17 protein-coding genes are annotated in these 19,237 nt (G+C 68.2%); 8 read left to right on the top strand and 9 right to left on the bottom strand.

The window, feature by feature from the left end; genetic code table 11:
• Nucleotides 1–234 precede the first annotated feature (234 nt).
• The 6 genes from ACRDPS_RS10265 to ACRDPS_RS10290 all read right to left on the bottom strand — a co-directional run bounded on the left by ACRDPS_RS10265 (nucleotide 235) and on the right by ACRDPS_RS10290 (nucleotide 7,349).
• Nucleotides 235–2,352, bottom strand: coding sequence for an acyltransferase family protein (locus ACRDPS_RS10265; RefSeq protein WP_431501533.1), 2,118 nt, complete (start codon nucleotides 2,350–2,352; stop codon nucleotides 235–237).
• Between the two features lie 342 nt (nucleotides 2,353–2,694).
• Entirely contained in the window at nucleotides 2,695–4,740 is a 2,046-nt protein-coding gene (locus ACRDPS_RS10270; RefSeq protein ID WP_431501534.1) for an acyltransferase family protein, read from the bottom strand.
• 30 nt (nucleotides 4,741–4,770) lie between these two features.
• Complete coding sequence (locus tag ACRDPS_RS10275) at nucleotides 4,771–5,139, bottom strand: hypothetical protein (RefSeq protein ID WP_431501535.1); 369 nt, start codon at nucleotides 5,137–5,139, stop codon at nucleotides 4,771–4,773.
• On the bottom strand, nucleotides 5,139–5,891 hold the full coding sequence (locus ACRDPS_RS10280) for an SDR family NAD(P)-dependent oxidoreductase (protein ID WP_431501536.1): 753 nt from the start codon (nucleotides 5,889–5,891) through the stop codon (nucleotides 5,139–5,141). The genes ACRDPS_RS10275 and ACRDPS_RS10280 overlap by 1 nt, the downstream gene beginning before the upstream one ends.
• Nucleotides 5,884–7,101, bottom strand: a complete 1,218-nt coding sequence (locus ACRDPS_RS10285) for an AMP-binding protein (protein ID WP_431501537.1) — start codon at nucleotides 7,099–7,101, stop codon at nucleotides 5,884–5,886. The genes ACRDPS_RS10280 and ACRDPS_RS10285 overlap by 8 nt, the downstream gene beginning before the upstream one ends.
• A complete protein-coding gene (locus tag ACRDPS_RS10290; RefSeq protein ID WP_431501538.1) occupies nucleotides 7,098–7,349 on the bottom strand; it encodes a phosphopantetheine-binding protein in 252 nt (83 codons plus the stop codon). The genes ACRDPS_RS10285 and ACRDPS_RS10290 overlap by 4 nt, the downstream gene beginning before the upstream one ends.
• A 108-nt stretch (nucleotides 7,350–7,457) precedes the next feature.
• Between ACRDPS_RS10290 and ACRDPS_RS10295 the strand changes: the two genes are divergently transcribed.
• From ACRDPS_RS10295 to ACRDPS_RS10305, 3 genes are all read left to right on the top strand, one after another.
• A complete protein-coding gene (locus tag ACRDPS_RS10295; protein WP_431501539.1) occupies nucleotides 7,458–8,018 on the top strand; it encodes a GNAT family N-acetyltransferase in 561 nt (186 codons plus the stop codon).
• Entirely contained in the window at nucleotides 8,015–9,070 is a 1,056-nt protein-coding gene (gene pseI / locus ACRDPS_RS10300) for a pseudaminic acid synthase (protein ID WP_431501540.1), read from the top strand. Before ACRDPS_RS10295 ends, pseI begins: the two co-directional genes overlap by 4 nt.
• 66 nt (nucleotides 9,071–9,136) lie before the next feature.
• Entirely contained in the window at nucleotides 9,137–9,766 is a 630-nt protein-coding gene (locus ACRDPS_RS10305; protein ID WP_431501541.1) for a class I SAM-dependent methyltransferase, read from the top strand.
• Here the strand turns inward: ACRDPS_RS10305 and ACRDPS_RS10310 are convergent.
• Nucleotides 9,735–10,997 (bottom strand): lipopolysaccharide biosynthesis protein, encoded by a 1,263-nt coding sequence (locus tag ACRDPS_RS10310; protein WP_431501542.1) that lies wholly within the window; start codon nucleotides 10,995–10,997, stop codon nucleotides 9,735–9,737. The two genes, ACRDPS_RS10305 and ACRDPS_RS10310, sit on opposite strands and share 32 nt — an antisense overlap.
• Nucleotides 10,994–13,207, bottom strand: coding sequence for a hypothetical protein (locus ACRDPS_RS10315; protein WP_431501543.1), 2,214 nt, complete (start codon nucleotides 13,205–13,207; stop codon nucleotides 10,994–10,996). The genes ACRDPS_RS10310 and ACRDPS_RS10315 overlap by 4 nt, the downstream gene beginning before the upstream one ends.
• Before the next feature lie 62 nt (nucleotides 13,208–13,269).
• Between ACRDPS_RS10315 and ACRDPS_RS10320 the strand changes: the two genes are divergently transcribed.
• The 5 genes from ACRDPS_RS10320 to rffA all read left to right on the top strand — a co-directional run bounded on the left by ACRDPS_RS10320 (nucleotide 13,270) and on the right by rffA (nucleotide 18,179).
• Nucleotides 13,270–13,959: a WbqC family protein gene (locus ACRDPS_RS10320; RefSeq protein ID WP_431501544.1), complete on the top strand. Its 690-nt coding sequence runs from the start codon at nucleotides 13,270–13,272 to the stop codon at nucleotides 13,957–13,959.
• Nucleotides 13,956–14,897, top strand: a complete 942-nt coding sequence (locus ACRDPS_RS10325) for a glycosyltransferase family 2 protein (RefSeq protein WP_431501545.1) — start codon at nucleotides 13,956–13,958, stop codon at nucleotides 14,895–14,897. Before ACRDPS_RS10320 ends, ACRDPS_RS10325 begins: the two co-directional genes overlap by 4 nt.
• Nucleotides 14,894–15,949: a sulfotransferase gene (locus tag ACRDPS_RS10330; RefSeq protein ID WP_431501546.1), complete on the top strand. Its 1,056-nt coding sequence runs from the start codon at nucleotides 14,894–14,896 to the stop codon at nucleotides 15,947–15,949. Before ACRDPS_RS10325 ends, ACRDPS_RS10330 begins: the two co-directional genes overlap by 4 nt.
• The gene (locus ACRDPS_RS10335; RefSeq protein ID WP_431501547.1) at nucleotides 15,946–16,782 is read left to right on the top strand and encodes a class I SAM-dependent methyltransferase; all 837 of its coding nucleotides are present in this window, start codon (nucleotides 15,946–15,948) and stop codon (nucleotides 16,780–16,782) included. The genes ACRDPS_RS10330 and ACRDPS_RS10335 overlap by 4 nt, the downstream gene beginning before the upstream one ends.
• 239 nt (nucleotides 16,783–17,021) lie before the next feature.
• Complete coding sequence (rffA, locus tag ACRDPS_RS10340) at nucleotides 17,022–18,179, top strand: dTDP-4-amino-4,6-dideoxygalactose transaminase (protein ID WP_431501548.1); 1,158 nt, start codon at nucleotides 17,022–17,024, stop codon at nucleotides 18,177–18,179.
• A gap of 1 nt (nucleotide 18,180) precedes the next feature.
• Here rffA and ACRDPS_RS10345 read toward each other — a convergent pair whose 3' ends face one another.
• Entirely contained in the window at nucleotides 18,181–19,167 is a 987-nt protein-coding gene (locus tag ACRDPS_RS10345) for a PseG/SpsG family protein (RefSeq protein ID WP_431501549.1), read from the bottom strand.
• Between the last annotated feature and the right edge of the window lie 70 nt (nucleotides 19,168–19,237).

Raw genomic sequence — 19,237 nt, forward strand, 5'->3', positions numbered from 1 at the left:
CGCCGTGCCTGTTGGTTCTGAACTGCCAGCGCGCAGGCGCGCTAGCACGGCACCGTGACGGTAGATGTCACAGACCGAGTCGCACCACGAAATTTGACGGCCCCTCCCGGACCAGCCATTGCGACAAGTTCAATGTTAACCGAACCGAAGAGCCCAAAACACCAAACCCGGCAGATCTGGCAACCCTTAGCAGATCTGTAATAAACCGAGCTCGCCGCTTTGGCCGGCGCAGGCCTACGGCCTGAGCGCGGGCTGCTTCTTCAGCGCATCGACCAAGTGCGATCCAGCGGTCATCCCGTAGGTCTTGGTGATGTGGTGGGAGTCGATGTAGACCACGATGTTGCCCACGACCGGTCGGCACCATTTCGGCCCGCAGAGATGATCGTTGAGATCGACGTAGGTCGCCTGCGGCACCTGCTTGGCGGCAGCTTCCACCGGCATACCCTTCCCGATGGCCTTCGAGCGCTTCCTGTCGCAATCGGACGGTTTGGCTCCGGGCTTCGAGAGGCAGTCGGGAATGTCCTTCCCCATCTCCGGCGTCTCCTTGATCGCAACGACGCCGATGTCGTGCGCGATCAGCTTGCGCCAGTAGTCCGCCATGCCATCGCCGATGGCCTTCCACGAGGTTTCGTCCAAGGCGCGATGGTCAGGAGTTCCGAGTGTCGGGCGCGTGGTGGTGATCACGACGTCCGGCTTGATGTCGTTGATGACCTGGTCCAGGACCTTTACGCCCCACTTGTGGCAGGTGACGTAAGGACCGTCCTCGCCAGGGATATCAGCCATCGTCGAGCCCCAGGCGCAGATGCTGTGGCGCATCACGACGATCGCGTAGTTCTTCTTCTCAGCCCACGCCTTGACCGACCAGAAGAACTGCGTCGTCTTCGAGTCACCGACGAAGGCGATCGTCTTCCGAGGCTTCTCCGTCTCGCCGAACCAACAGGTCTGGACCTCCGACTCCATGATCGGTGTCTGGCAGGTGTCGCCGAGGCCTGGCCAGTCGGACGCCGCCGCGGCGGGATCCGGGATGGCCTCGACGTCCGGTACGCGGACGGATGGGTCGGCGAGGGCTGCGGCACCCGGGTAATCACGAGTGCCGGCCCTGTCGGCAGCAGAGTCTGCCGTCGGCGCAGACCACATGCTCACCAAGGCGACAGGAATGACGGCGAGCAGGAGCGTCGCCAGCGAGCGGGACGTGCTCTTGGAGATAAAGGCGTTCTTCCGGAACGGGTCTTCGACGAACCGCTTCGTCAGCCACGCGAGAAGGATCGAGACCGCCGCGATGGCGGGTCCGTCGATCCATCCGATCTCGTCGACCGTCCAGGTCTTCCAGAGCACGATGACCGGCCAGTGCCACAGATAGAGCGAATACGAGATGTCACCGAGGAAGACCATCGGTCGGGTCGACATCAACCTGTTGGTGCTCGCTTTGCCGGCGCCACAGGCGATCATCAGAACCGCGCCGCTGATAGGCACGATCGCGATCGCTCCGGGGAAGGCCGCGGAGTCGCTGATCAGGATTGCCGAGGCCAGGATTGCTCCGAGACCGATCCAGGACAGCGATCCGAGTGCGCCCAGACGCTGAGTGACCGCGACCGGAAGCAGCGCCAAGACCCCACCTGCCGCGAGCTCCCACATGCGCGTGGTCGTGACGAAGTACGCGGCCGCCGGGTCATTCTTCGTCTCGACGATCGACCACCACAGCGAGAGCGCCAGAACCGCGACGGCGAGAGCCAGCATGACGCGGTTGGCGAGCAGTCCTCGCCCCGACGGCTCGACAGCGCGGCGAACGAGAACAGCGATCCCCCAGGCGACCAGGAACAACAGCGGCCAGACGACGTAGAACTGCTCCTCGACCGAGAGCGACCAGAAGTGCTGGACAGGGCTCGGTGCATTGTCGGACTTGAGGTAGTCGACGGCATTGCCGGCAAGGATCCAGTTCTGGAAGTAGAGCGTGCTGGCGCGCACCTGCTCCGCCGTGTCGGCGAGCCTGGTCGTCGGCAGGACGAGCTTGGAGACGAGCCACGTCACAGTCAGCACGAGGATCGCAGCCGGCATCAGCCGGCGCGCGCGACGACCGTAGAAGTCGATCAGGGAGATCCGGCCGCCGGCGTTGCGCGAGGTGGAGACCAGGTGACTGGTGATCAAGAAGCCGGAGATCACGAAGAAGACGTCGACACCGATGTATCCGCCACCGAGCCAACCCCCCGGGAACAGGTGGTAGACGAGGACCGTGCCAATCGCGATGGCACGTAGGCCTTGAAGATCTGGGCGGAAAGAAGACTTGGCGCCGGACTTGCTTACGTGAGCCACCGGCTGGGGAGCCACTACGGTCATGGGTTGCGTGGGCGTCATGCGCCCGTTCCTCCGCTCAAAGCTTTTCGGGCGCGAGTCCATGAGGCCAGGCGACCGAGAGGCTGGATATTTTCTATCCGCCAGACCACTCGTAGCCGACGAGCGACGGCATCACCCGGGTCGGGAAAGTGGCCCCACTCCCCGGTCTCAAAAACCACGCGGACATGAGGGGGCGACGACACGCAGGTGCTCCGAATCGGGCTTGAGGCCGCGCGCCCGATTCCGCAGTGGCCAGGTGATCTGACGAGGGCTCAGATTAACCTGACTCGCTCGGCTCAAATGACCAAAAGAGCCACGCCCGCCGAACCTTCGCAGATCCGTTATAATTCGAGCGCACGTCGCTCAGCCGCCCTTGACCAGCCCGAACTCCTGAAGGTCACGCCAGATGTAGGGCGCGAGGGTCTCGGCGTAGGTGATGCTGATGTGGTCGCGGTCGCGGTAGACGTTGACGCCACCGATGACCGCGGGGCACTTGGTCTCGTCGCAGAAGAAGTCGGTGTTGTCGATGAAGTGGGCACCCTTGGCCTGCTTCGCCGCCGGGCCGAGGGGGTCGAATATCGAGTCGTAGGACTTCTCGCGATCCAAGCTGCATTCCTCGTTCGCACGAGAAACACCGGCCTCCTCGACGCACGCCGGTTGGTCCTCGCGCGTTCTGCCCGAGGTGGGGTTGTCGCGCACCGCGACGACCGGGACGTCCTGCTTCAGGACCGGCTTCCAAGCGTCCTTGACGGCCTTGACGCGCTCGGGCTTCGGACCGGTGATCAGCTTCGACCACGCCGTGGTCATGACGATGTCGTAGTCCTTGGCGTCCTTCTCCAGCTTGGTGTTGAGGTCGTCCTTGAGCGAGCGGCACTGGTCCTTGAACTCGGTGGTCTTCACGTACGGCTCGCCGGCGGTCCACGAGCAGCCACTGCCCCAGAACAGCTCGGCCGAGAGCATGCCTCGGTCGGCCAGGGACTCCAGCGACGCCATCAGCACCCGGCTGTGCGAGTCGCCGATCACCGCGATGTGCGGGCGCCCGGGCGCCCGCTCGCCGACCGCGCAGCCCTTCAACGGCCGCTGCTGCAGCTGCTCGTCGCAGCCGGGGTAGTCGGGCCAGTCCTCGCGTACGCCGGCGGCGGTCGGGATCAGTACGTCGTCGAGCTCGGGGTTGGGGCAGTCCTTCGCACCCGGGGCGCGCGAGGCCGCGCCGAAGCAGCGCGGAGCGTCCTCGGTGATCGCGGCGGCGAGCGCGGCATCCTCACGGTTCTGCTTCTCGACGTAGCCCCAGCCGGTGCCGCTGGCGCCGACGAGCAGGACCGCGGCGATTCCGGTCGCGATCAGGCTGCGGCCAGGGTGGTGGACGAGCTTGCGATGCGTACGGATCGGGTCCTCGACCCAGACCTTGGTCGCCGTCGCGAGCAGGACGGACGCGACCCCGATCAGGAGCCGTTCGAGGAGACCGAGGTGTTCGACCCCGAGGGCGTACGGAACCAGGATGATCAGCGGCCAGTGCCACAGGTAGAGCGAGTAGGAGATCTCACCGAGCCACTGCAGCGGCCGCAGGTCGCCGATGCGGGTGGGCGACCAGGCGGTGGTGGGGTTGCCGGCCCAGATCAGCGCGGCGGTCGCGACACAGACCACGACCGCGGCGAAGCCGGGCATCGGCGTCGCCGGGCCCATCATGAAGCAGGACGCCGTCAGCACGGCCAGCGAGACCCACGAGACCGCGGCCCGGAGACTGTCGCGGCCGGCGAGGACAGGGACGAAGGCGAGCATCGCGCCCAGCCCGAACTCCCAGGCCCGTGCGGGGGTGATGAAGTAGGCGGTCTCCGGCGAGGCGACGGTCCACCAGAGCGCGAAGGCGAGCGAGGCGGCCGTGACCGTGCCGAGGACGATGGCGACGGTCCGGCGCGGGTTGGACCCGCTGCGCGTAGCGATCCAGCCGGAGAGCAGCAGGAGCAGCGGCCAGATCAGGTAGAACTGCTCCTCGCCGGAGAGCGTCCAGTAGTGCTGCACCGGTGAGGCAGCGTGCTGGGCGGCCAGGTAGTCGACCGAGTTGCGCGCCAGCTCCCAGTTCTCGACATAGACCGCGGCCGCGCCGATCTCCAGGAAGAACGTCTGCCACTGCACCTTCGGCACCCACAGCAGCGTCCCGATCGCGGTGGCGGCCAGGACGAGGTACGCCGCCGGCAGCAGCCTCCGCGCCCGCTTGGCCCAGAAGTCGGCCAGGCTCAGCCGGCCCTTCTCCTGGCTGCGCAGCAGGTGAGAGGTGATCAGGAACCCCGAGATGACGAAGAAGACGTCGACGCCGATGTAGCCCCCGGGAAGTCGGTTGGGCCACAGGTGGAACAGGACGACAGCGCAGACGGCGAACGCCCTCAGCGCCTGGATCTCGGTGCGAATCACCCGAAGGAGTATGACGAAATGGCGAACGGATCAGAAACTCAGGGCGCCGTCGAGTCGTCCGATCGACACCACGATGCCGCCCGGGAGACGTGCCGTGGTCAGGCGTACACCCGCGTCCGGGCCCGGGTCGTCGGCCGCCATCAGGTTCATCAGGTCGACGACGCCGCGGCCGGTGAGCTTCGCGACGCACTCGGCCCGGGTCCATCGCTCCCAGAACCTGTGGGTCCCGAAGCGTCTCCCGAGAGCTGCCGGGACCGCCCGCTCGACCTCGCCGTCGATGGCTACCGGGACGTCGTAGGACCCGGTCCAGGCGAGCACCCGGCCGTCGTGGAGATGGCTGCGGGCACGGTAACCGGCGAGCTCGATATCGCTGCCGACGCGGAGCCGTCCACCGGGCATCAGATCGAGCCGCCTCCGTCGATGACGATCGACTGGCCGTTGATGTTGGTCTGCTCCAGCAGCAGCATCCGCACGGAGGGGAGAACGTCCTCGGGCGTGGTCATGTGGCCCGAGGGGGTACGCCGCAGGATCGAGTCCAGCTGGGTCGAGCCGAGCACCGCCGACATCTCCGAGGCGAAGAACCCGGGTGCGACCGCGTTGGCGAGCACCCGGCCGCTGAACTCACGGGCCAGAGATCGCGTCGCCGCGTCCAGCCCGCCCTTGGTGGCGGAGTAGGCGACCAGACCCGGATATCCGCGCTGGCCGCAGATCGAGGTGACGTTCACTACGCGGCCGCGACGCCCCTTGGCCAGCAGCCGGCGCAGCACGAACCGGGTCAGCACCAGCGGCGCGGTCAGGTTCGTCTCGATGATCTGGGCGATCCGGTCGGCGGAGGTGTGTACGTGCAGGGAGTCCTGCCCGATCGCGGCGTTGTTGACCAGGCCGTCGACGATGCCGAGCTTCGCCTCGACCTCCTTGACGAAGGCCTGGGTGGCGGGGCCGTCGGTGATGTCCACCGAGCCGAAGTGCGTAGCGTCGGGATACTTCTCGGCCAGGGCCCGAAGCTCGGGCGTCACGGTCCGAGCGAAGGCGGCGACCTTGACGCCACGGCCGAGCAGGTCGGCCACGATGCCGAGGCCGAGGCCCCGGGACGCGCCGGAGACCAGCACCACGGACGCGGGCGGGACATTGTCGATAACGGGGTCAGACATCGCTCTTCAGAGTCTCCTTGGCCGGGATCTCGGGCAGGACTTTGATGCGCCGGGGGACGGCGTACTCGGGCAGTCGCTCGGCCGCCCAGCGGATCAGCTCCTCCGGCGTCACCTCCGGGGCGACCACGTCGGCGACGACCATGGTGCCGACCAGAGGCGCCTTCCGGCCGCGTACGGACGCCCACGCCACATCGGGGTGGGACTGCAGCAGGTCACGGACGGCGCTCGCCGAGACCTTGGAGCCGCCGACGTTCAGCTCGTCGCGGTCCAGGCGGCCGGTCACCAGGACGCGGCCGTCCTCGACGCGTGCCGCGTCGCCGGTGCGTACGGCCCCGGCCATCTCGTTTCCGGAGGCGTCGGTGCCGTGGTGCGGCGAGGTGATCACCAGCTCGCCGTCGACGACCGCCAACCGCGGCCGGCCGGGCACCTCCCGCTCCAGCCACTCGACCGGGAAGCCGGCCCGGCCGTCGTGGACGACGATCGAGGCGCCGACCTCGGAGGAGGCGTAGATCCACGACACCCTGGCCTGGGGAAACGCCTCGCGGAGCTGGTCCAGGACGGCCTGGTCGACCGGCTCACCACCGAGGGTGACCTGTGCCAAGGCCAGCTTCTGCAGGTCGGCACCGTGGCTCATCAGCGTACGCCGCCAGAAGGTCGGGGTGCCGGAGGCGGCGGTGACACCGTGCTCGATCGCCGGCTCGACCCAGCCGTCGAGGTCCGCGGGATCGACCAGGACCAGGTCCTGGCCCGGGACGGTGAGCCCGAGGGTGACCACCTGCCACCAGGCGTACGTACCGGGCGAGTAGGGGCACAGCCAGGTCCGCGGCGGTAGATCACCGGTCACCGTGGCCAGGGACTCCAGGGTGTGCCCGACCCGCTTCGGGCGGCCGGTCGACCCGGAGGTCAGCAGCCAGACGCGCCCGTCCTCCGCTTCGCGTGGCGAGCTCGCGGGAACCTCGCCGCCAGAGGCGGAGATGTCGAAGCCCGCCCCGCCCAGCTCGGCACGCAGCGACTCGTCCAGCCGGGACTCGGCGACGACCAGCAGCTCGCCACCCGCCGGCAACGACGCGACGGCAGGCAGCGCGTCGATGCTCCTACCGACCACGTACGCCGTCGGCGACTGTCGCGGACCGGCGGAGCGTGCCGCCAGCTCGCCCCAGGTCGTCCGGGTGCCGCTGCCCGCGTCGGCGACCGCGTTGTCCGCGATCACTGGCTCTGGATCTCCACGAGCAGGTCGAGAACGTCGGCCACGGTTTCGATGGAACGCAGGCCCGCGGCCTCGAAGTTCAGCTCGTCGCCCGTCTCGTCCTCGATCCGGAGCGCGAGCTCGGAGAAGTCCAGGGATCGGAAGCCGATGTCGGCCAGCTTCGCGGTGTCGTCGTCGGGCAGGGTCTTGCTCTGCACGGCCAGGACCTCGCCCATGAGGTCGCGGACGGCAGCGCGGTCGAGGGTCTCCATGGTGCGGGACCATACCGTGGTTCCATGACGGATCTGATGACGCGTCACGCTCGTGGAACGTGCGGGTAACGTACGCGCCGCCAACCGAAAACGCCCGAGGAGACACCGATGCTACGACCGGCGACGGACGCCGATCTGCCGTTGATGCTGGCCTGGCGAAACCAGGACGCGAACCGTTCAGCCAGCATTCATCAGCACGTCATCAACGCCGACGAGCACGCCGCCTGGTGGTCGCGTGTCCAGCAGGACCCGACCCGTCGGGTGCTGATGTTCGAGTACTCCGGCCAGCCGCTCGGCGTGGTCACCTTCTTCGACCACTCCGCCGAGACCCGCACCGTCTCCTGGGGCTTCTACCTCGACCACGACGGCACCACCGCCGCCGGCACCGCCCTGCTGGCCTGGACCAAGATCATGCGTGAGGCCGTGGCGTACGCCTTCTCCCCCGAGCCCGACGGTCTCGGCGTGGACGTCCTCGAGGGCGAGGTGCTCCCGCACAACGAGTCCGTACGCACCATGAACCGTCGCCTCGGGTTCACCGAGGGCGACCCGGTGGACCAGGAGGTCGGCGATAGCGTCGTCACCGCCATCCCGGTCCGTCTCCGCCGCGAGGACAGCCGGACCACACGCACCCAGGCTTCGACCGCCGGACCTCACAAGGAGCAGTCATGACCGCTCGTCAGATCAACGTCGGCGGCCGGCCGATCGGTCCCGGCCACGAGCCCTTCGTCATCGCCGAGATGTCCGGCAACCACGGTGGCGACCTGGAGCGAGCGCTCGACATCGTCCGCGCGGCGGGCGAGGCCGGCGCGCACGCACTGAAGATCCAGACCTACACCGCCGACACGATCACCCTCGATGTCGACGCCCCGGCGTTCCGGCTCTCCGCCGACCACCCGCTGTGGCCCAACCGCCGCCTCCACGAGCTCTACCAGGAGGCGCACACGCCGTGGGAGTGGCACGAGCCGATCTTCGCGCTCGCCGATGAGCTCGGCATGGTGCCGTTCAGCGCTGCCTTCGACCCCACTGCGGTCGACTTCCTGGTCAAGCTGGGCATCCCGATCATCAAGTCCGCCTCCTCCGAGATCACCGACCTGCCGCTGGTGCGCGCGATCGCCGAGTCCGGTCTGCCAACGATCATCTCCACCGGCACGGCGACGCTCGGCGAGATCGATGCCGCGGTGCGTACGGCTCGGGAGACCGGCAACGAGGATCTGATCGTGCTGGCCTGCACCGCGAGCTACCCGGCGCCGCCGGAGGCCTCGAACCTGCGCGGCATCCCGATCCTGCGCGACGGGCTCGACGTGCTCGTCGGCCTCTCCGACCACACGCTCGGCATCGGCGCGTCGGTCGCCGCGGTGGCACTGGGCGCGTGCGTGATCGAGAAGCACATCACCCTCTCCCGCGAGGACGGCGCCGTCGACTCCGACTTCTCGTTGGAGCCCGGCGAGTTCGCCGCGCTCGTGCGGGAGACCAGGATCGCCTGGCAGGCGCTCGGCGAGGCCCGGATCGGCCCGAAGACCGTGGAGAAGGAGGGCCTGCGCTTTCGCCGCTCGCTCTTCGTCACCCGAGACGTGCGCGCCGGCGAGACTGTCGGCCCCGACAACGTGCGCTCCGTACGGCCGGCCGACGGGCTGCCCCCCGTCGACACCGAGATCGTCTTCGGCCGACGGTTCACCGCCGACGTCGCGGCGGGCACGCCGCTCAGCTGGGACATCATCTGAGCCTCGCTGGGTGTCGAGCCGGGTCGCGACGCGAAGTCGGGCCGACACCTGCCTAACATGGTCGCCATGGCTCAGGTGACCACCGGAATCCGCTCGGTCCTCAACAACCCACGGGTCTACGACACGTTCCAACGATTGGTTGGATCGGACCGCGCCAGGGACGAGTTCATCGGTGGTTACATCCGCCCCGAGCCCGGGCTGCGGGTCCTGGACGTCGGGTGTGGCCCGGGCAGGCTCGTGAGCCAGATCCCGGACGTCGACTACACCGGCATCGACCTCAGCGAGAGCTACATCGAGTCGGCCCGGGAGACCTACGGTGCCCAGGGCCGGTTCCTGGTGGGCAAAGCCGACGAGATCCCTGCCGACGAGCTCGGCACCTTCGATGTCGTCGTTGCCAAGGGACTGCTGCACCACATCGACGAGCACGAGATCCTCGACCTCTTCTCCACCACCCGACGCATCCTCAACCCCGGCGGCCGGCTCGTCACGCTCGACGCGACCTTCACCGACGACATGCCCCGCGCAGCCCGCTGGGTCGTCTCGCGCGACCGCGGCCAGAGCGTCCTGACCCCGGAGGGGTACGAGGCGCTGGCCAAGCGCTACTACGGGTCAGTGCGCGTCGGCGTCCACCACGATCTGCTCAACATCCCCTACTCCCACGCCCTCATGGAGCTCTCCGACCCGCTGCCGGCCTGAGCCCGGTAGCGAGCAGGACCGCGAAGGTCACCGCCTCGGCCAACAAGAAGCCCGCCGCGATGCGGCCGAGGGCGCTGAGCCCGGTCACCAGCACCACGGACGCGCAGGCCATCCCGCAGAGCCAGGAGAGCGCTGCGATCCGGGAGTGCCCGTGGGCGAGGGCGAGCACCGCGGCGACCAGGTTGGCCACCGCGAAGACGCTGCCGGCGGCGAGCAGGGCGCTCGCGGTGGCGGGCACGATGACGTCGGAGCCGAACACGGCGCGAATGAGCGGTGGCCCGATCCAGATGCCGACGGCCACCGCACCGGCAGCGAGGACCAGGGTCGCCGCGGTCAGCGTCTGGCGTAGCCGGGCCAGCTCGCGGTGGCGGCCCTCGACGACGAGTCGGGTCACCCGCCCGGTCACCTGCGGGACGACGCCGACCGCGACGATGTAGGGCGCACGGTAGACCGAGAGAGCAACGAACAACGCCGTCACGGTGCTGGGAGCGCCGCCGAGCAGGGCCAGGATGACCGGGCCACCGGTGAGCACGACCTGGCCGAGCAGCTGACCGCTGGAGACCCCGGCCAGCAGCGCGAGCACGGCTCGCCGCCCACCTTCGGCGAGGGCGCCGGTCGCGGGGAAGTCCAGGGCGCCGGGCCAGACCAGTCCGGTGAGCAGCCCAGCGACGATCACGGCCCCGTACGCCGCCGAGTCCTCGACGCCTGCTGCCCAGAGCGCGCCCACTCCGATGCAGCGGGTGCCGTTCTCGGCGAGCAACGTCAGTGCCAGGACACGGAATCGCCGACGCGCCCCGAGGCAGCCGCGTACGACCCCCATCAGGGACGACCCGATCGTCAGGCAGGCGACGAGTATCGGAAAGGCCGCGCCGTCGCTGTGGAAGAGCTGGTCCCGGACGAGCCAGGTGACCGCACCCACCGCCATCGCGGCGGCCACGGTCGCCACCGCAAGCGGCAGCAGCGACGTACGGACCACGCCGAAGCCTCCGTGCGCTGCGACGGTACGGGTGATCCAGTGCTGGACCGGGAACGTGATCGCCGCTGCCGACAGCCCCCACCATGTCCACAGGACCGACACCGGACCCGCTCCCTCGGCGCCGAGCGCACGGGTGACGATGGCGAAGACGACGTACGCGAGGGCGCCGCTGACCAGCGAAGCGGCGGCGAGCGAGGTGGCGTCGCGCCGGTGGTTGTCGGCCGGCATCGGCTTGCCGGTGTCCGCCTCGGTCACTGCGGCTCGACCATGCGGTAGACGGTGGTGGTGGTGCCTTCGTGGACCCTTTCCGCGTAGGGCTCGAGGGTCTCGGCATGTGGTGCGCCGTCCCACACCACGACCCAGCGCACGCCCAGCTCCCAGAGCTCTTGAGCACTCTTTGCGGAGGGATCCTCGATGAAGCCGTCGTTGAGCGCCAGGAGCTCCTGGTCCCAGAACTGGGAGTCCTTGAAGTGGGAGGACCCGTAGTCCGCGTACAGCTTCGAGGCACGCCTGTTGTAGGTCCAGCCCTCGATGAGGACCTGCCGCTCGGCGTACGCGGCGACGAAGAACCGGCGCCGGTCACACGGGTCGGCCTGGCCGCGCCAGCAGTGGTTGTTGGTGATGACCCGGTCGTCGGCGTCGGAGTGGTCGCGCAGCCAGTGCAGCGCGTCGACGTCGCCGGAGTGCAGCGCGCCCGGCTTGCTGTCCGGCGTGACCCCGCTGGCCGGGGGCACCCACGCGAGCAGCCCCTGAGCCGCCGGGACGGCACCGGCGGCGAGCAGAGCGACCGCACCCGCCGCCACCAGGCCCGTGGCACGCGTACTCGTGAACCGAGCAGTGAGGAACGCACCGATCACGACGAGAATCAGGAGCACGATGGCAGCCAGCACGGCACCACCGACTCCCGGCGCCGCATCTCGGTCGAAGACCAGCATGGTGACCGGCAGCGCGACCACACCAGTCGCGACACCTCCGAGGAGCACCTTGCGTCGCAACCGAGTGCGACCAAGCAGTACGACAACGCCCCAGACCGCGGCGACCGCGATGAAGGGCTCGGCAGCGCGGTAGAAGTAGATCTGCGACAGGCCCGGCTGGGTCAGCGCGACGAGGCCGCCGATGCCGGCCGCTCCTGCCCCGAACAAGAGCCACGTCAAGGGGTCCCGACGTGTCTCCCGTATCGCAAGCAGGCCGAACGCGGCGGCGGGCGCCGACAGGTAAACGAGAACGCACAGTGCGCCGACGACCACACCGAACGGACTTGCCGGCTCGAACGGCTGGCCCACGATCGCGGCGCCTCGACCGGCGACGAAGTCGTGGCCGAAGTCCAGGCTGCCCCCACCGCTTCCGCCGCCGAACATGAACACGCTCAGCAGCACCAGGACGAGACCCGTCAGCAACGTGTCCAGGCCCACGACCCACAGCCGAGCCCGAGATCTGAGCAGGAGCATCGCCGCACAGGCCAGGAGGCCGCCCATCAGCAGCACCGGCAGCGTGCTGCCCTTCGAACCGCCGGTGATCACCAGCAGGAGCACCAGCAACGGAAGGGCCCAGCGAGAGGCCTCGCCGCGCCACCGGATCGCGATCAGCACGAGCAGGACACCAGCCATCATGGTGGCGAACTGCTGCGTCGGCGACATCGGGGTGGTGAGCGGGGTGGCCATCCCTCCGCGCGCCCACGGGATCACGTCTGGCAGCAGATAGGCCATGAGTGCCGCCGCAGGGCCGGCCCAGACGTGCCCGGAGATCCGCATCGCCGCTATCGCGATGACCAGCGGCGCCACGATCATGAGCAGTGCGGGGTTGAAGCGCCAGAGCAGCACGTCGATGGCGGTGTCCGAGATGGTGGCGACCTGTGCGGTCCAGGCGTGAGCGAACCAGTGGTACGTCAGAGGCTCGAGTGCGACCTGAGGGTAGTGGGGCGGCACCCGGGTCATCAGCTCGCCGGCCAGCGCCTGCTGGAAGGGCACATCGACGTAGAGCGTCGCCCAGCCTCGCCACCGCAGCGGCTGGGCGAACATGCTGAGCACAGCGAGCAGCGGGCCGGCGCTGCTCAGCGCCGTCGCGACACCCCATGCCCAGGGCAGCGGCTCGAGCTCGCGGGACCGGATCCGTGCGCGGGTGGCGGGCACGGACAGCAGCACTGCGGCGAGGCCGACAGGCAACAGCAGATCGAGCCAACGTACGCCGATCGCGACGGTGAGGAGATGGAACGGTATGGCGATCGCGGCACCGATTCCGAGCCCCATCACCAGATCTTCGACGAGCCAGCCACGTACGGGCCGAACGAGTCGCCAGACCAGCGCACCTGGCACAACCTGTGTCGCCAAGACGACCAGGCCGGCGAGCGCCAGCTCGACATGGCCGGCGCCGTGACCGGTCGCGATCTGCAGGACCAGCAGGAGGAACACGACGGCCGGAGCCAAAGTCGCGACCTCACGCTTGAGGCTGGTGTGTGGTGAGGTCATCGCGTGGCAGTATGCCACCGGCGCGGCCCGCGTCCAGGCAACCCGGAGTCCAGGGAGACCCAGTGAGCACGATCGCGATTCTGCAATCGAACTACCTGCCGTGGAAAGGCTACTTCGACCTCATCGACTCGGTGGACACCTTCGTCATCTACGACATCGTCCAATACACGAAGAACGACTGGCGCAACCGGAATCGGATCAAGACTCCGACAGGCTCCCGCTGGATCACGGTCCCCGTCCGCCACCTTCACCTCGGCCAGCCGATCGACGAGGTGGAGGTCGCCGATCGCGGCGTGTTGTGCAAGCACTGGATGACGATCACCCAGAACTACCGCAAGGCCGCCGGGTTCCGAGAGATGAAGCCTGTCCTCGAGCCGTTGTTCGACCGCGAGTCGCCCGAGCTGCTCAGCGACCTCAACGTCGACCTGCTGCGCGCCTTCACCGATCTGCTCGGCATCGACACCGAGATCCTCAGCGCCGCGGACTTCACGCTCGGCGAGGACCGCAACGAGCGCCTGGTCGAGATCTGCGACCAGGCCGGAGCGAGCCGCTATCTCTCGGGACCGGCGGCCCGGTCCTACCTCGACGAGCCGCTGTTCGAAGAGGCCGGCATCGACGTAGCGTGGATGGACTACGAGGGGTATCCGGAGTATGACCAGCCACACCCGCCCTTCGACCACTACGTGAGCATCGTGGACCTGGTCCTCAGTGCTGGATCCAGCTCGGCCGACCTGATACGAAAGAAGCGATGACCGACGTGGCTCCAGAGATCAGCGTCGTCGTACCGACGTTCCGCAGCAAGATCGCACTACCCGAGCTCCACCGGCGGCTGAGCGAGTCGCTGGACGCGATCACAACCGACTGGGAGGTGATCTTGGTCGACGATGCCAGCAACGACGGCACCTACGAGGTGATGGAGTCGGTGCACCTGAAGGATCAACGGTTCAAGCTGATCCGTTTCGCACGCAACCTCGGTCAGCACCAGGCCACCCTGTGCGGCCTGCAGCATGCCTCCGGCAGATACGTCGTGACCCTCGACGACGACCTGCAGAACCCACCGGAGGAGATCCCCCGTTTCCTCGCCAAGATCGAGGAGGGGTACGACCTCGTGATCGGCCGGATCGATGGTGAGAAGGCACACTCCCCGGGACGCAACCTGTCGAGCTGGCTCGTCCAACGCTGCGTGGGCGCGATCCTCGGCAAGCCGAAGGACCTTCAGCTCACCGCGTACCGAGCCATGACGCAGCGGGCCGCCGCACAGATCGCGTCCTACACCGGGGCCCATGCCTATCTGCCCGCACTCATGCTGGGCTCGGTGCCGCTGGACCGCATCACGAACCTCACCGTCGAGCACCATGAGCGAGCCTCGGGGGCGAGCACCTACAACCTGCGCAAGCTGGTGAAGCTCTTCTCCTATCTGCTGATCAACCACTCCTACGTGCCGCTGCGGCTGGTGACCGGCCTCGGCCTCCTGCTCTGCGTCCTCAGCTTTGGCTACGGCATCTTCGTCACCGCGGTGGCTGTCTTCGGATCCTCCGGCGTGCCGGGTTTCCCGACGCTGGCGATCTTGCTGTCGTTCCTCTCCGGCGCAACCCTGCTCGGGCTGGGAATCATCGGCGAGTACGTCGGCCGCCTGGTCGAGGAGAACTCACGAAGCCGGCAGTTCCCCATCTTCGAGGAGCGATGGTGACCGACGATGTCTTCGTCACCGGGATGATCCGGAGCGGCACCAGCCTCGTCCAGGCGCTGCTCACGAACCATCCCGACATGACGGTGATCTACCAGCCGTTCCACCAGCTCTACGTATCGACCAAGTCCAGGTTCCTCCGCGAGTCCGGCATCGAGCGGCTCTTGCCGATGGGCGACGAGCACGACGCCGACCCGGCAGAGGCCGAGGCGTTCCGGTCGTGGTTGAGAACGCGTCGCTTCGACCAGCAGGAGGCGGACGAGATCGCGGTGGAGGCCGTGCAGGGCAAGGGCGGGTCGGTGCCCGATCTCGCCGGTCTGCTCGAGGCTCCGACAGGCACCTTCCACGAGATCAGGCGCTCGCTCCTCGACCAGCTGATGGCCCGTTTCGGAGGCGCCGGGACGGCCGCCACGGGCAGCAAGGAGGTGCTCTGCGAAGAGTACGTACCCATCCTCGCGGCCGAGGGCTCACGTGTCCTGGTGGTCGTCCGAGACCCGCGCGCAGTCGTCTCGTCCGCCGACAAGGGCAGCTACCTCGCCATGGTCGGTGACCGATACCCGGTCCTCATGCTGATTCGGCTGTGGCGGAAGAGCGCCCGCGCTGCCCTGGCCGCCCGGGAGTCACCCCAGGGCACCTACCTGCGTTATGAGGACGTCGCGACGGATCCCGCGGCCTTTCTCGACCCGGTCGCGACATCGCTCGGGCTCGACCCGTTCCCCGGCGGCCTGTCCGAGCGTCCGTTGCTCGACCACCGCGGCGAGGTCTGGTCCGGCAACTCCTCCTTCGGCGAGAAGTCGGGCGTCGACACCTCGAGCACCATGGCGTGGCGGGACCTGCTCGATCCGCAGGTGGCGGACTTCATCGAGGCATGCTGTCTGCCCGAGTTGCAGTCGTTGGGCTATCCGACCAACATGACGGGGGATCGCGCACGCCGAGCGATCGAGGGCTTCACCGAGGACGAGACAGGCGTACGCCCCTCGTACCTTGCTTTGTACCGGCTCGACGACGAACGTCGAGCACAGGAATCAGCACGTTCGGAGCTTCAGGCCATATGACCATCGCGCCACAAGACTTCATCACCAACCTCGCCGTGGGCGAGAACGGGTTTCTGCAGGCAGCGGATGCCAGTGACGTGTCCTACCCGGAGGACGGGCACGACATCTGCCACGCAGTGGAGAACACGTCGTTCTGGTTCGGGCACCGCAATCGCGCGTTGCGCGCGGTCATGCAGGCATTTCCCCCCGCCGAGGATCGCCCGTTCGTCGACGTCGGCGGCGGCAACGGGTTCGTCGCTCTGATGGTTCAAGAGCTCGGCCACCACGTCGTCATGATCGAGCCTGGCGAAGCGGGTGCACGGTTCGCACGTGATCGAGGGGTCGCCGACATCGTGCAGTCATCGATCGTCGACCTCGACGTGACCCCGAACAGCGTCGGCGGGATCGGTCTCTTCGACGTGCTCGAGCACATCGACCACGACGTCGACGCACTGCGCCGGATGGGCGAGATGCTCACCGACGACGGGCGGATCTATCTGACGGTCCCGGCACATCGTGCCCTGTGGTCCTCCATCGACGTCCAGGCCGGCCATTTCCGGCGTTACACGCGCAGGACCCTGTCCCGGACCCTTGAGCTGGCCGGGCTCGACGTCGACTTCGTGTCCTATTACTTCTGGCCCCTTCCGGCGCCGATGTTCCTGCTCCGCTGTCTGCCCGAGCGGCTCAAGCTGCGCAAGGGCGAGTCACGGGCTGCTCGCGTGTCGAGGGAGCACGAGCAGGACAACCGGCTGGTCGAGCGAGCCCTGTCCTATGAGCTGCGACGCTTCTCCGCCGGGCGCTCGATTCCCATCGGAGCCAGCTGCGTCGCTGTCGCCCGCAAGAGGACGAGCTAGCGAACACCGACACGCGACGGCGGCTGAGATTCTTGGTCGGCACGCCCGCCGCAATTGGTGGCGGGGACCTCGAGGCAGCAGTTACCGTGGGTTGCCATCCCACCCCATCCCTACACCTAGGTGGATCCGATGTGTCGGACGCCCGATGGCCCCCTCTCTGACGACGTAGCGGCCAACATCAGCCTTTTCCATGAATCAGGATCGAGCCACTTCACCCTCCCCGACAGGGGAGGGATCCGATGACCAGTGCTTCGATTCCGTTCAACTCTCCCTCTATCGAAGGCCACGAGCTGGGGTATGTCCGCTCCGCGCTCGACGGTGGCCACACCTCGGCATCGGGGCCGTTCTCCAAGAAGGCCGGCAACCTGTTGCGCGAGGCGTCCGGCGCCCAGGAGGTGCTGCTCACCACGTCGTGCACGGCGGCGCTGGAGCTCTCCGGAATGCTGACCGGGATCGGTCCCGGCGACGTGGTCATCGTGCCCGACTTCACCTTCTCCACCACCGCGCTCGCGTACGCCCGTGCGGGAGCCACGTTGCGCTTCTGCGACATCGAGCCGCGCACCCTGGGCATGGACCCTGCCCATCTGGAGACCCTGATGGACGAGCGGGTCAAGGCGGTCGTCCCCGTCCACTACGCGGGAGTGCCCTGCGACCTCGACGGCATCGGCAAGGTGCTCGCCCAATGGCCGGGCGCCACGATGATCGAGGACAACGCCCATGGGCTGTTCGGCAGCTGGTCCGGGCGGCCGCTCGGTGGCTTCGGCCGCTTCGGCACGCTCAGCTTCCACGAGACCAAGAACTTCACCTGCGGCGAGGGTGGCGCACTGCTGATCAACGAGTCCGCCGATGTCGACCGGGCCAGGGTTCTCTACGACAAGGGAACGGACCGCCAGGCGTTCTTCCTCGGCCAGATCGACAAGTACTCCTGGAAGGACACCGGCTCGTCCTTCGGTCTCTCCGACACGCTGGCCGCACAGCTCTTCGGCCAGCTGGAGGTGCGTGAACAGATCCTCGCGAAGCGACGCCGGGTCTGGGAGCGGTACGACACGCTGATGCGGCCGCTGGCCACCGAGTTCGGTCTCACGTTGCCGCAGGTCCCTGACGGCGCCGAGCAGGCCTACCACATGTTCTACGTCCTCCTGCCCGAGCACCACCTACGCCAGAGCGCACTGGACGGCATGTCGCGTCGGGGCGTGAGGGCTACCTTCCACTACGTCCCGCTGCACACCTCCGACGCCGGCCGCAGGTTCACCGACCATCCCGGCGGATGCCCGGTCTCGGTCGACATCTCGGGTCGGCTGCTGCGGCTGCCGTTCTTCAACGGCCTCACCGAGGAGCAGGCGGTCCGTGTGGTCGACGCACTTCGAGCCTCCCTGGAGGACGTACGCGCCGGATAGCTCACCCGGCCGGGTCGACGAGCAAGGCGTCTGCGACCCGAGCCGGACCGCGCCCGTCGACCTTCGCCCAACAGGCCGCGCGCAGCCGCTCCCGAAGGCGTACGTCGCCGAACAGCTCGCGCAACCGCGGCCTCACGCCCGCGTCGTCACCTTCCAGCTCGGCGAGCGTCGCGACCCCGACGGCGAGACCCTCCTTGCCCATCCGGGTGTACGCAGCCGCCTGGTTGTCGGCGACGCAGACGAACCCGACCGCGGCGCCGAGGCAGAACAGCTCCCAGGCCGAGGTGCCAGCCGCACTGAGCACCAGGTCGGCCTCGGCGACCAGCGCCGGCAGGTCGTCGGTGGGTCCGATGACCTTCACCGTCTGACCCGGGGCCGGCTCGACCGCCTCGATCTGCTCGGCGAGCGCCGTCGTGGCAGCGACGACGGTCAGCGCACAGGGCAGGCCTGAGGCCGCGACCAGACGAGCGACCCGCGGCGCGACGCCGTAGGCGTCGGTGCCACCGAAGAACGCCAGCACGGACAGCGGGTCGTGCTCGTCTGCCGCGATCTTCGGTGCCGCTGGGCGCTGCTTCACGATGTCGCGGCGTTGCTGGGCATAGTCGAGCCCACCGAGAAACCTCGTGCCGTCCGGCAGCGGGCCTGCCGAGTCCTCCGCGCCGAGATTCTGGTCCAGGTAGATGTCGGCCGCCCGTCCCCGAGGATCACCGTCGACGAGGGCCAGAAGTGGCCAGGAGGCCTTGAGGGCGACATACACCTCGTCACCGAGGAGATAGGAGTCGACCACCACGGCGATCGGCCCGACCGCGGCGACGGCGTCCCAGACGGTCTCCCCAGGTGAGGGCGGCCGCACGACGATCCCACGACGGCGTACCTGCTCCTCCGCCCACGGCACGCCCACGAGGTCCGTGACCAAGACGACCGCCAGCCCCCTCTCGAGCAGCTCCTCGGCCAGCGCCAGGCATCTCATCACGTGTCCGATCCCCACCTCAGGACCCGCGTCGCAGACGAAGACGACAACTTCGAGAGTGTCAGAGTCAGGACATGTTGCGGACATA

The organism is Nocardioides sp., assembly GCF_050699375.1.
Taxonomy (GTDB): domain Bacteria; phylum Actinomycetota; class Actinomycetes; order Propionibacteriales; family Nocardioidaceae; genus Nocardioides.